General features: G+C 63.0%; 11 protein-coding genes. 4 read left to right on the top strand and 7 right to left on the bottom strand.

The window, feature by feature from the left end:
• The 3 genes from ACT8II_RS02935 to ACT8II_RS02925 form a co-directional block, all read left to right on the top strand.
• Nucleotides 1-251, top strand: a 251-nt coding sequence (locus ACT8II_RS02935; protein ID WP_443812970.1) for an HAD hydrolase family protein, incomplete at its 5' end; no start/stop codon positions are given.
• A 123-nt stretch (nt 252-374) separates the two neighbouring features.
• Entirely contained in the window at nt 375-1148 is a 774-nt protein-coding gene (locus ACT8II_RS02930) for a TetR/AcrR family transcriptional regulator (RefSeq protein WP_118654359.1), read from the top strand.
• Between the two features lie 2 nt (nt 1149-1150).
• Entirely contained in the window at nt 1151-5833 is a 4683-nt protein-coding gene (locus ACT8II_RS02925; RefSeq protein ID WP_443812969.1) for an acyl-CoA dehydratase activase-related protein, read from the top strand.
• Nucleotides 5834-6425: 592 nt separating this feature from the next.
• Here ACT8II_RS02925 and ACT8II_RS02920 read toward each other — a convergent pair.
• The 6 genes from ACT8II_RS02920 to ACT8II_RS02895 form a co-directional block, all read right to left on the bottom strand.
• Nucleotides 6426-6587: a YccF domain-containing protein gene (locus tag ACT8II_RS02920; protein ID WP_294122041.1), complete on the bottom strand. Its 162-nt coding sequence runs from the start codon at nt 6585-6587 to the stop codon at nt 6426-6428.
• A complete protein-coding gene (locus ACT8II_RS02915; protein WP_294121985.1) occupies nt 6584-7393 on the bottom strand; it encodes a hypothetical protein in 810 nt (269 codons plus the stop codon). The genes ACT8II_RS02920 and ACT8II_RS02915 overlap by 4 nt, the downstream gene beginning before the upstream one ends.
• A 73-nt stretch (nt 7394-7466) precedes the next feature.
• Entirely contained in the window at nt 7467-8324 is an 858-nt protein-coding gene (locus tag ACT8II_RS02910) for a metallophosphoesterase (RefSeq protein WP_443812968.1), read from the bottom strand.
• A gap of 357 nt (nt 8325-8681) precedes the next feature.
• Nucleotides 8682-9695 carry a putative ABC transporter permease gene (locus ACT8II_RS02905; protein ID WP_443812967.1) on the bottom strand — a complete coding sequence of 338 codons (1014 nt, stop codon included), beginning with the start codon at nt 9693-9695 and terminating at the stop codon, nt 8682-8684.
• 5 nt (nt 9696-9700) lie between these two features.
• Nucleotides 9701-10267, bottom strand: a complete 567-nt coding sequence (locus ACT8II_RS02900) for an HD domain-containing protein (protein WP_233546247.1) — start codon at nt 10265-10267, stop codon at nt 9701-9703.
• A 261-nt stretch (nt 10268-10528) separates the two neighbouring features.
• The gene (locus ACT8II_RS02895) at nt 10529-11596 is read right to left on the bottom strand and encodes a DUF389 domain-containing protein (RefSeq protein ID WP_443812966.1); all 1068 of its coding nucleotides are present in this window, start codon (nt 11594-11596) and stop codon (nt 10529-10531) included.
• 268 nt (nt 11597-11864) lie between these two features.
• On the opposite strand from ACT8II_RS02895, the gene ACT8II_RS02890 reads away from it, so the two are divergent.
• Nucleotides 11865-12407 (top strand): hypothetical protein, encoded by a 543-nt coding sequence (locus ACT8II_RS02890; RefSeq protein WP_118654364.1) that lies wholly within the window; start codon nt 11865-11867, stop codon nt 12405-12407.
• On the opposite strand, the gene ACT8II_RS02885 is transcribed toward ACT8II_RS02890, so the two are convergent.
• Nucleotides 12379-13229 (bottom strand): asparaginase (locus ACT8II_RS02885; protein WP_443812965.1); only part of this gene is annotated, 851 nt, incomplete at its 5' end. The genes ACT8II_RS02890 and ACT8II_RS02885 overlap by 29 nt on opposite strands.

The raw sequence follows: 13229 nt of genomic DNA, 5'->3' as shown, positions 1-13229 counted from the left end.
GCAATAAGGGCGAGTCGGTGGCGTGGCTCGGCCGCTACTACGGCATCGAGGAGGATGAGATCGCCGTGTACGGTGACGGTGGCAACGACCTGGCAATGCTCAGCCGCTTCCGCCATTCTTACGCCACGGCGAATGGCAGTGATGCCGCCAAGGCCGCCGCGAGCGCGACGATCGGCCGTTGCGAGTTCCACGCGGTACCCAAGCACATCCTCAAGACCCTCCACAGCCAGCAGTGTATTCAAATCGCGTAATCCCTTCGCCCGTTTTCGCGTTGAAGCTTGCACAACCCTTACCGTGCTGATTCCATGTTGATGCACACCGTGTGCAATAATGCACAGAGAGTGAATTAGAACTCGGTCGAGGAAAGGGGCGATATGCCTCAGCCAACGGGCACATCCGCGTGCAAGTCCGATCGTCGCAGCCTGCGCTCCCAGCGCGCGCTCAGGTCGGCCCTCGCGGAGGAGATCACGGCGGGGGAGGACATCTCGCGCATCAGCGTCGCCGCGCTCACGGAGCGCGCGGGTCTTACGCGGCGAACGTTCTACTCGCACTATAAGGACATTCCCGACTTCATCGAGCAGGTGGAAGACGCGCTTTTGGCCGAGGTTCGCACGCTCGTGCGCGCCATTGCCGAGGCGACCCTGCCCGAGCTGTACGAGAGCATCGAGCACCTTGAGCCGGCGCCCGGCTCGGTTGAGCTGCTCCGTTACATCGCCGACAACCGCGAGCTCATCGGGGCACTGATTGGTCCCGGCGGTGACCAGGCGTTTATCAAGAAAGTCATCGATATGGCCTGCGCCGCAGTGTCGGACCGCATGCAGACGGGCATCTTTCCCGGCGCGCTCGGTGCCTTTTTCGACTACTACCTCGCCTCGGTGGTCGCCTCCGAGGTGGGCGTGGTGCAGCGCTGGTTCGATCGCGACCTCGCCGAGACGCCCGAGACGATGGCGCGCATCATGACGGTCATCGCCTTTGTGCGCCCGGGCGACCTCTACGGCATGCCCATCGACGTCAATGTGGCCGCATATGGCCTCAAGCTCATGGGACTGAATGTAGACAATTGCGAAATACCCCCGAATGACCTCCTTGCCGACCTTACGGCCATGCTCGCGGGCGGCACCTCGTCTTCCCCGACGGAAGGGAACTAACTATGGCTGACGATATGCAGAACATGCAGGCGAATTGCTCTGGGGCCTGCGGTGCCCCGGATTCTCCCGAACGGGGAGAGCTCGCGGGGGTGCCGCAGGCCCCGGAGGGTGCCATCTGGAACCCCGAGAACGCCCGCGGCGATCTCCGCGTGGGCATCGATGTGGGCTCCACCACGGTCAAGCTCGCCGTGCTGAACGACGAGAGCCAGATTGTATACGCTAAGTACCAGCGCCATCACACCGACGTCCGCGCCTGCGCGCGCGACCTGTTCGCCGGGGCCGCCACCGTGCTGCCCGAGGCTCGCATGACCTGCGCCATCACCGGCTCGGGCGGTCTTCTGCTCTCGCAGTGGCTCGGCCTCGAGTTCGTGCAGGAGGTCGTTGCGAGCAAGCGCGCCGTCGAGACGCTCATCCCGCAAACCGACGTCGCCATCGAGCTCGGTGGCGAGGACGCCAAGATCATCTACTTCGACTCGGGCATCGAACAGCGCATGAACGGCACGTGCGCGGGAGGCACCGGCGCGTTCATCGACCAGATGGCGACCCTCTTGCACACGGACGCCGGCGGCCTGAACGAACTCGCCGCGCGCGCCGAGACCATCTATCCCATCGCGAGCCGCTGCGGCGTGTTCGCCAAGACGGACGTGCAGCCCCTCCTCAATGAGGGCGCCCGCCCCGAGGACGTCGCCGCCTCGATCTTCCAGGCGGTTGTGACCCAGACCATCTCCGGCCTGGCGTGCGGCAGGCCGATCCGCGGTCACGTCGCCTTCCTCGGCGGCCCGCTGCAGTACCTCTCCGAGCTGCGTCATCGCTTCTACCTCACGCTCAACCTCGACGACGAGCACATCATCGTGCCCGACAACGCCCATCTGTTCGTGGCCTCCGGCGCGGCCATGGCACATGAGTCGAGCAAGCTCGTGCGGTTCGGCGAGCTCATCGACGCCATCGACGCGCTGGGCGACACCCAGGGTGACGAGGTCGCCCGCCTGGATCCGCTGTTCGCGACCGAGGCCGACCTCGCCGAGTTCCGGGAGCGTCACGCGCGCGAGGTCGTGCCCCGCGGCGAGCTTGAGGGCTACACCGGGCGCGTGTTCATCGGCCTCGACGCCGGCTCCACCACGATGAAGGCCGCGATGGTGGGTGAGGATGGTCAGCTCCTGCACACCTGGTACGGTAACAACAACGGCGACATTCTGGGTACCGCCAAGACCATCATGGCGGACTTCTACGCGCATATCCCGGCTGGTTGCACCATCGGCCACGTGACCACCACCGGTTACGGCGAGGCCCTGCTCATCGAGGCCCTCAAGGCCGACTCGGGCGAGATCGAGACCGTCGCCCATCTGCGCGGCGCCCGCGCCTTCCTCCCCGGCGTCGAGTTCATCCTCGACATCGGCGGCCAGGACATGAAGTGCCTGCGCGTGCGCGACGGCGTGATCGAGCACATCATGCTCAACGAGGCCTGCTCCTCTGGCTGCGGTAGCTTCATCGAGAGCTTCGCCGTGTCTATGGATATGGACGTGCGCGCGTTCGCGGCCGAGGCCATCGCGGCGAAGAACCCCGTCGACCTGGGCAGCCGCTGCACCGTGTTCATGAACTCGCGCGTCAAGCAGGCGCAGAAGGAGGGCGCCACGGTGGGCGACATCGCGGCGGGCCTGTCCTACTCCGTGATCAAGAACGCCCTGTTCAAGGTCATCAAGCTGCGTGATCCCAAGGAGATCGGCACGCAGGTGATCGTCCAGGGCGGCACCTTCATGTCCGACGCGACCCTGCGCGCGTTCGAGCAGCTCACGGGCGTGCACGCCGTGCGCCCCGACATCGCCGGCTGCATGGGCGCGTACGGCGCAGCCCTGCTCGCCCGCGACCGCGCCGGCGCCTCTGGAGTCTCGACGGTGCTCTCTGCCCCCGATATCGCCGCGCTGACGGTCGAGCAGAGGCACGCCCGTTGCGGACGCTGCTCCAACAACTGTCAGCTCACCATCAACGACTTTGGCGGCGGCCGCCGCTTCATCACGGGCAACCGCTGCGAGAAGGGCGCGGGCCACAAGAAGCAGAAGTCTGAGGCGCCCAACCTGTTCGCCGCCAAGAACGACCTTCTGTTCAACCGCCCGACCCTGGCGCCCGAGGAGGCTCCGCGCGGCACCGTGGGCATCCCGCGCGCCCTCAACATGTACGAGAACTACCCGTTCTGGCACGCGTTCTTCACGCGCCTGGGCTTCTCCGTCGTGCTTTCCGACAACTCCAGTAAGGCCACGTACGAGAGCGGCATCGAGTCCATGCCGAGCGAGAGCGTGTGCTATCCGGCCAAGCTCTCCCACGGCCACGTGATGAACCTCATCGAGAAAGATCCGGATTTCATCTGGATGCCCTGCGTGCGCTGGGAGCGCAAGGAGGATCCGTCGGCGGGCAACTGCTACAACTGCCCCATCGTGATGAGTTACCCCACGGCGCTCGGACTGAATATCGACGACATCAGCGAGAAGCACGTCGAGTTCATGTATCCGTTCGTGCCCTACCACGACAAGATCGAGCTCAAGCGCCGCCTGTATGAGCTGCTCGCCGTCGAGCGCGTGGCCGATGCGGAGGCCGGACGCGGCCGCGTGCACGGGCCCAAGCTCACCCGTACCGAGATCGACGACGCCGTGAACGCCGCCTACGAGGCCGACGCCCGCTTTCATCAGGACATCCAGACCATGGGCGAGGAGGCCATGCACTGGATCGAGGAGCACGGCGGCCACGGCATCGTGCTGGCGGGGCGTCCCTACCACAACGACCCCGAGATCAACCACTCGCTGCCCGAGCTCATCGCGAGCTTTGGCTTTGCGGTCCTCACCGAGGACTCCGTGGCGCACCTGGTGAAGCCGGAGCGCCCGATCCGCGTGGTCGACCAGTGGATGTACCACAGCCGCCTCTACGCGGCCGCGCGCTTCGTGACCATGCGCAACGACCTCGACCTTATCCAGCTCAACTCCTTCGGCTGCGGCCTGGACGCCCTCACCACCGACCAGGTGCAGGAGATCTTGGAGGCCTCCGGCAAGATCTACACGGTGCTCAAGATCGACGAGGTGTCCAACCTGGGCGCCGCACGCATTCGCATCCGATCGCTCATGGCGGCGCTCAAGGACCAGGAGGCCGAGCGCGCCGCCGAGGCCGCCGCGTCGGGCGACGCCTACGAGCCGGGCGAGGCCTCGCCCGTGGCGCCCTCCACCGACGCGCCGGTGTTCGCGACGCACAAGTACGCCCTCGAGGCGCAGCGCGCGAGCAAGAGCGCCGCGTTCCCCAAGGTCGCGTTCACCGAGGAGATGCGCGACGCGGGCTACACCATCCTGTGCCCGCAGATGGCGCCCATCCACTTCGACCTCATCAAGGAGGTCTTCCAGGCGGCCGGCTACAACCTGGAGCTTCTGCCCTCCACGGATCGCGGCGCCGTCGAAGCCGGCCTGCGCTACGTGAACAACGACATCTGCTACCCGTCCATCCTGGTCACGGGCCAGATCATGGAGGCCATCGAGAGCGGCCGCTACGACCTGTCCCGCACCGCCGTGGTGATCACGCAGACGGGCGGCGGTTGCCGCGCCACCAACTACATCGCGCTCATTCGCAAGGCCCTGCGCGAGAGCGGGCACGCCGATATCCCGGTCATCAGCCTGTCCGCGGTCAAGCTGGACGAGCAGAACCCCGGCTTCAAGCTCACTCCCGCCATGCTCAAGGCATGCGTGTACAGCGTGTTGTTCGGCGACCTCATGATGCAGATGCTCTACCGCACGCGTTCCTACGAGGCCGAGCCGGGCTCCGCGAACGCGCTGTTCGAGGAGTTCATGGACCGCGCGCGCCGCATGGTGCCGACCTTCACGCGTCGCAGCTTCACCAAGCTCTCCCGCGAGGCGATCGACGCGTTCGATGTCCTGCCCCTCACCGGCGAGGGCACCAAGCCGCGCGTGGGCGTGGTCGGCGAGATCCTCGTGAAGTTCCATCCCACGGCGAACAACCACGTGGTCGACGTCATCGAGGCGGAGGGCTGCGAGGCCGTGGTGCCGGGCCTGCTCGACTTCTTCCTGTACTCCATGAGCAACGCGCAGGTGCAGAAGGGCGAGCTCGGCAGCTCTGCCGCTGCGCGCGCCAGCATGGACGCCGCCATCCGCCTGGTGGATTGGATGCGCAAGCCGGTCGAGGACCTGCTCGAGCGCAGCGTGCGCTTCGAGCGCCCCGAGCCCATCTCCGTGATGGCCGACAAGGCGAGCCAGGTGCTCTCCCTGTGCAACAACATGGGGGAGGGCTGGCTGCTCACCGCCGAGATGCTCGACCTGATCGACCACGGGGCGCCGAACATCATCTGCACGCAGCCCTTCGCGTGCCTGCCCAACCACGTGGTGGGCAAGGCCGTGATCAAAGAGCTGCGCCGCCAGCATCCCGAGAGCAACATCGTGGCCGTGGATTACGACCCCGGTGCGAGCGAGGTCAACCAGCTCAACCGCATTAAGCTCATGATCAGCGTCGCCAAGGAGAACATGCGCGCGGGCAAGGGCTTCGTGATGGAGCCGATCGCGACCATCCGCCGCGACTCGGTGACGAGCCGCATGAAGCCGCACCATCTCACGAGCGATGCCGAGGTCGAGCGCGTGGCGCATCGGCTGAGCCGCGGCCTGCACTGGAGGCGCGCGAGTAGGGGCGACACGGAGGAGTAAGCATCTCGACCAGGCATCTTACCCGAGGATAAGTTTCGATGAAAAAGGAGGCGGCCGCCCGAGCCGCCTTCTTTCTCTCATGTCCAAGAAATGGGAGGCAGCCTATCACCGGGCTCGTCTCCTTTTGTCGTTTACGTTCCAAGCTGGCAAGCCTAAATGAGGCTTTTCGTATTCAAATCGGGATTCGTCGAGTAGGTGGCATTTGCGGCCTCCGGCGACCTGCGGTTTTTCCTACCGCCACTTTCGGCCTACTCGCGAGTTTTTAATTTCGATACGAAAAACTTCAAGAAGTGCGGCGCGCATCTCCGAAAGCGCGTGCCGCCAACGTAGTCTTGGCATAAAACGAGCGCTCTGGCGACTGCGATTGTCAAAAACGGTGCTTGTGTGACCGACGAATGGCAAAAGAAGGGGGCGGCTGGGCCGTTAACGAGAATCGAGCGATGCGGTAAACAAACGTATGTCAGTTATCTGCGCACCAAAGAGACATCTCAGAGAGCTGATAGCATTTATCTTCAAATAATGATGTGACACCCATCCACTAAATGGCATTGGTAGTGACTGGTCCGGTTACACGAGCGGAAAACTGACAGCGCTATCGAACTGTTGCGCCAAACGGCAGCAACGAGAGCTTCGCCATCTTGAACGCCTGGCGGCCCAGGGGAATCCCGACGATGGCGATGCAGAACAGACACCCGACGCCAAACCAGTAGAGCGCGGTGAAGACGCCGCCTCTCGTGCGGGTTGCTCGAGCTATTGTTGCTGAGAAGCCTTCGCGCCAGCCTCTTTCGCGCGTTTCCCTATTTGATCTTGTATGCGCGCCCAGAGCTTCGGGCGAATACTTTTCGCGTTCAATACGGCCCGCAGCTTCTCTTTTGGCTCGGGAATAATATCGATATCGATCTGCTGCGTGTCTTTCAGGTCTTCGAGGAGTATCTGGTCGTTCAAGATGTTGACTCCGAAGCAGAGCAGTACGGAAAGGTACATGCTCGAGTCCTGCCAAAAGGTAACCTTGAATTCTGTTTCGGGATCATCGGACCTTAGTCCTTTTCTGTATCCGGAGAAGCCCCAGACTTTGCAAATCAAGTTGCTCAGGGCGTGGTCCATGCAGCTGCAGTATGGCCAGCCGCTCCTTTCTCCACCTTGGAAAACAAGTTTCTTCTCTTCCAGGGGTTTCGGCATCGCGCGCTTTTCGTACCAAGTCCAATGGATGGCATCGCACTTGTGTCCACCCCAGACACCTCCCTTCTTCCTGTCAAGCTCGGGGTCGCTCAACAGTTCGGCGTAGTCGCTCAATACGCTGCACCCTTGGGAGTATTGGAGCCACAGATCGTCAAACAGGTAGCTGTTTGCAAGCTGGTTGCGCACCAGCAAGATGAGCTGCCGAGCCAGGGCATCCCGCTCGCTCATGACGCGTTCCAAATCCTCGATCTCGCTGTCGAGCTCGTCCGTTATCCTCTCCCACTCGCTTGTAAACTCTTCGGGGTTGGCTGCGTAGGGTCGGATCTGCTCGAAGATCGCTTCGAGAAATTCTCTGGCGGTAAGGTTCGTTTTGTCGCTCATTTGTCGTCTTTCTTTCTCTCCGTCCGCGTGACTACTTCATTTATGTGACGGGTGGGCCTGATATCCGCAGGAATCAGAATGTCCCCGCCCACTCGCAGTCTACTTCCTCGGGTATAACGGCGCGCATCTCGTGCGTCTCGTCATCGGCGAGCAGGATGCTTCCATCTCCGAGCGGGCGGAAATCGAAATCGGTCGAAAACGTGTCGCAGGCCATGAATCGCTCGCCACTGAAGCCTTGCTCCTCAAGCTCGTGGACGGAATAGACGGGCGTGTGGCCGACGATCTGGTCGAGGTGCGGCATCCCGAGGACCGTGAGTTCGCTGGTCGATGCCCACAGGGGGCCGGGGATGCTTATGCCGCCACGTCCGGGGCCGCAGAGGTTGAACAGCAGGAGCTCCTCATCGTTACCATGATCGAACATCTCGATCAGCGCGTGGTCAAATGCAGCGTTGAGCCGGGCGGCAAGCGACTCGGCGGAATACGATGGCTTGCCGAAAGGCTCGGCCTCGTCATCGATTTCAAGCACAATGTCCGCGAATTGGCTGGTGAGACCCGCGTGCGTGGCGAGCCATCCATCGACGGCGGCAGCCATGCGCACGTTCATCTGGGCGAGCAGGCGCCGGACGGGGACGATGCAGTTCAGGTTGGTGCCGGGCCCCCGACGCTCGACGAGGTACTGCATGTCGTGGTTTCCCAGCAAGACGTCTACCTGTACGCCGCGGTTGCGCGTGCAGTCGACCCAATCCACCTGGTATTCCAGCCCTCTGAGCAGCTTTTCGGCGTCGGTCTCGTCCCTGTCGGGGCTGTAGTCATCGCAATAATCCCCGAGCAACACGACCCGCTTCGCGCCGAGGAACCGGATGGCGTTGTCCACGATCGGCAAGACCAGATGTTGCTTCTGATGCATGTCCCCAACAACGATGGTCCTCATGTCTTCTCCTTTCAGGGGAGGGTCAAACAATACAATATTCTAATAATCACGTCTCCCTATTAATAAACAAGTTTTATAAAACAGCTGTTAGATGGCTATGGGAAATCGTCAAGGACAGAGGGTCTAAAAATAAAACGTCTAATGGTCGCATGCTATCAGATAGACGGAGATCTGTGGCGAGGTGTACTCGTTGAACTCCTCTTTGGGCTCCGTGTCGGAGAGGGGTCCAGGCGCGCAGCGTGCCGGTATCGTCGAGGTCCGTGTTAATGGCGGTGCAGAAGTTGCCGGCAAAGAACGCCTGGCATACTCATCTGGGCGCGCCTTGACGGCTCGTCATCGGTTCAGCTTTGTCGCTGATCAGTCCCTATGGAACAGCTCGCGGGCACGCTCCTTGAGCTTTGTCGCACGGATGACGCCCTCGTAGGACTTCAGCTTGATTTCGGGGAATGCGTTAAAGAAGCGCAGTTCGCGCCGGGTCATCATGGTCTTGAGCTTCTCGGGGGCGGCTTTCTCGGCGCGCGTCGCGATGCCATGTGCATGGCGGGCGACCAATCTCACCCCGCGCGTCCCCTCGGCGATGAAAGAGGGGAGCTCCACCCTTCCGCGAACGGCCTCGAACGTGCCGTCCGACATGTCGGCGAGCCACGAATTGAGTGCCCGGCTCCGCGCCTTGAGTTCGGCGGCCGAATCCAGTATCGGGGTGGGCACCTTGTCGAGCAGCGAGGTGGATGCGTCCTTGAGGGAGTCGTTGAACTTGTCGGCGATCTCGATGCGCAACAACTCGAGTTTTTGGGAGAGCTGGCGCCAGCTCACTACGGCGAACACGGTGTCGATCGCGATGCACGCGGCGCACCCGAGCGCAATGACTTTCAGCGCGAGGGAGGGGATGAGCTGCAGCGCGGCGAGGAGCGCGGGTTCGGCGACGCGGCAGACGATCACCGCGCCGGCCCCGAAGAGCGCGGCTCCGTATAGGCAGACCCTTCCCTTGATGTTGAAGGGGAGCTTGGAGTAATCCCAAAAGCGCGCGCCGGTGAGCCGTTCGAGCAGGGCGCCCACGGTGTACTCGATTGCGCTGCACACGAGGGCGGCGGCGAGGAACTGCGTGAAGACGCCGGGTATGTCGCGCAACAGCAGCCAGCACGCGACTGCCCCCACGCCGTAGATGGGGCAATAGGGGCCGAGGAGGAAGCCGCTGTTGGCGAAGTGACCGTAGTTCGCCATGGCGCAGACGGTGGATTCGTAAAGCCAGCCGGCGAACGAGAAGACCAAAAACGAGAGGAACAGCGCCGACAGGGGAGCGCCGGTTGAGAGCAGCGCCGACAGGGGAGCGCCGGTTGCGGTCAGTGCGGCGAAAAATCCATCAAGGCTCATCGACGTTACACCGCCCGATTCTTGCTCGATGCCCGCTTGGGCAGGCGACCCGCGATGGTCTCGTGAAGGGCGCACGCCTTGTCGGCGAGGCAGACGATCCACGCCTCGCGGCAGGTCGGCGGCATGGGCGCCAGCGGGAACATGTGACGGGCGATGATGTTGCGTTCGCGCGCGGTGAGTTCAAAGTCCTCCTCGGCGCGTGCGAGGGCCGTCGAGGGGTGCGTGAAGCCGTGCAGGCGGTGCGATGGATCGGGGTCGTGCCAGTCGTAGAGGAAGTAGTCGTGCAGCAGCGCGCCGCGGATGAGCGAGGCGCGGTCGACGCGGACTCCGGCGCGGCCGAGGAAGTCCGCCATGGCGACGCTCGCGCGGGCGACCGAAAGCACATGGGCGTGCACGCTCACGTCTCCATGCTGGATGAAGCCGTGCGTGAGGCCAAAGCGCCCCTGTGATTCGAGCGCGCGTGCGGCGAGCTCGACTTCGTCGGCGGCGTGGGACGCGCACGGAGCGTGGCAAGAACCTGCGCATCCGCGTTCCCGTGCGCATGCCATGTTGCTCTCGAGTTCGTTCGCCACGGTCCACCTCCTCGTGGTCGCTTCAACGCAAAGCGGGCTGTCGGCGTATCGAGCCGATGCCCCGGCGTTAATGCCAAGACGTTACCACGCAAATGAGGACGCTCCGTGCACTTGGTGTGTTCGTTGTAAAAAACTGTTCTTTGCTCGCGTTTGGTCGGATGGGGTGTTTCAGTCCTGTCGATCGTTGGGAGATGATACCTGCCGCGACGTCGCTGTTCCTATTGGCGACCGGTCCGTTGCTTCTTATCCGCGTCGAAAACCCTATCCCACGCTGAACTCGACGCGCTCCACGTCGGGGGCGTCCAGGCGTATCAGCTCCTCCGCGATGGTGCGCTCTCGGCTGGCAAGGGGCTCCGACGTCGTGACGCGAGCCACGAGCTGCTCGGTGCCGCTTTGCCTCTCGGCCCCGTCCCCGCCCTGCGCCTGGGCGGACACCTCCATGCCGATCGAGTAGTTCTTGAATTTCGGGCACACCACGGCGAGCTCGCGTGCGGTCTCGGCGGCGCCGTAGTGGTCGGTGGCTCCGGCGGCCTGCTCCTCGGCGGTGGCGAGCATGTTGCCGGTAAGTATCACACAGGGGATGGCGAAGATGGCGGTTCCCAGCATGATGCGCCAACGAATCTTGTGCGACTCGGCACGCACGAGCTCGTCTTCCGCTTCCGTCACCACTCCGTCGTCGTTGAGGTCGCGCTTGAGCGGCGTGTGCAGCAACAGCAAAACGACCGCGGCGGAGAGTGCGATGAAGACGACGTTGATGCCGAATTCATACAGCGCCCCAAGGAAGACCCCGGCATTGGCAACGGCGAGTCCGTAGCCCGCCGCGCACAGTGGAGGCATGAGGGCTGTGGCCACAGCGACGCCCGAGATGACGGTTGCTGGTTCTTGGTCGCGTGAGTTGCCCAGGCCACCCGCGAAGCCACCTACGAGTGCGAGCATAAGATCCCATACAGTGGGCCCCGAGTTGTCAACGAGGGCGGGGGTCATGCCCGCGACTGGCGAGAGCGCAAAATAGATGGTCGACGTAATGAGGCAAAAGGCCATTTGGAGCACGAGGCCGCCCAAGGCGTCGCGCATAAGCGCCCGATCTACCGTAGCGACACCGTAGGCGATGGCGAGCACGGACCCCATGAGCGGGCAGATGAGCATGGCGCCCACGATGGCGATGTCGGAGTCGGTGTCCAAGCCAATGCACGCAATGATCATTGCGACGATGAGGATGCACAAATGGGTGCCCGTAAGACGGGCGCCGTTGACGAAGCGCTTGCGGATCACATGGTAGGGCGCGCGCCCCTCGCGGATATTGAAGGTGCGGCAAACGAATTTCTGCACGCCCCTCCAGACGCGTTGCAGCGCAGGGCGATCGCCGTGGCGCCGCCGATGTCTGTCGATGTACTTCTGCCGCATGTTGTCGTCGTTGCTCAAGGCGCTCACCTGTTGTTGTGGTTGGAATCCATATTGTGGAGTCGCGGAAATTCTATCTCTAAAGTGCTTGGAGTCGAGCGCCGCTCGCAAAGCGATGCGAAGCTGATGGATAAGATGTAAAGTACAGTTTACGTCTGGGCTTGATTGAGGGCGCAGGGGAGGTGCAGAGATCCCAATGAGGCAAAAGCTGTCGTTGACCGTGTTGCATGGTGGGAAATTTGTGCGCGTGCCCAAAGCGCTGGCGATTGGCACCGGCACGAGGGGGTTCACGGTCTCCGAGCGCGATGCAATCGCACGCGCCGCTGTTGCGGGGTTCAAAATCGTCGTGTTCACCGAGCTGTATGGAAGGCAAGCAGCGAAGGAGTTCAACGGGGTTGACGGAGTGTCCATAGCGGTCCCCCGCGATTCGAGGCTTATGCCGGGTCCGCCCTTGACGCGCCGAGCGGCGCGGGTGGAGGCACTGACGACGGTGCTTCAAGGATGGGGTATGGGCTTGGAAGACGTGGTGGCAGTCGGTACCAGCCCCATCGATCGCGACCTGCTCATGGCAGCGGGTGCCCCCATTGCCCTGGAGGGGGCAGGTTATGACGCTTTGGCAGTTGCCGGTCTCAGGTTTTCCGCACGCGAGGCCGACGGCCTTGTGCGGGCGATTGATGCAGCGTGCACGTTGGTCTCGAATTGCAGAGTGCCTACCACTCGTCCACACGATCGTGGTTGATGGGGGTGTAGAACAGGCGCTGCAGCTCTTTGGGCTCGCGCGTTTGTCCAAGGGCCCACATGGTTTTTGCCACAAGTGCCTCGGTGGTCATGTCTCCGCCCTTGAGGACCCCGGGGTGTTCGGCATATGCGCGACCGACCTCGTATACACCAAGGTCAAGGCCTTCTTCGGGCACTTGGGTCGTCATGACGATGGTGCGCCCCGAGTCGACCCAGTCAAAGATCGCCTCTTGGAACGATGAGTTGTCGGCGCCGAGTTCGGGCACGCCCCCCATGCCGAAAGTTTCGAGGATGATGGCGTTGTAATCGGGTTTGAGCAGCTCAAACATGTGCGGGGTGAGACCCGGAGTGAGCTTGAGGACGCACACGCGGTTGTCAACGTGAGTGTAGAAGCGGGGGCCATCTTCGCTTGTGAGGCGCTGGTCAATTGGGGCGCCGGCACCCACGGAGGCGGTGCCCATGGATGCGGCGACTTCGCCTTCGGCAAGACCTGCGGCCACGGCAACGGAACCGCTGCGGATAATCTTGCCTTGCCGCAGGTAGGCGAGGACGGGATAGTTGACGCTGGCGAACGCGTTGAAGCTCATGGTGCGCTGCTTGCGGGCTCGCGTGCCGGCGATGGCGTAGCCGCCAAAGACGATGGAGACGTCGCGTGAGCGGTCGTCTGCCGCGTACACGAGGCTCTGGTACAGGTTGATCTTGGCGTCGGTGAAGGGATTGCCCATGGGCTGCTGGGAGCCGGTGAGTATGATGGGTTTGGGGCTGCCTTGGATAAGGTAGGAGAGCGCCGCGGCGGTATATGCCATGGTGTCGGTGCCGTGCA

The sequence above is a fragment of the Collinsella sp. genome (assembly GCF_052346665.1).
In the GTDB taxonomy this organism is placed as follows: Bacteria; Actinomycetota; Coriobacteriia; order Coriobacteriales; family Coriobacteriaceae; genus Collinsella.
Note: the sequence above shows the minus strand (reverse complement) of the source record. Positions and strands in the feature narration are given on the sequence as shown.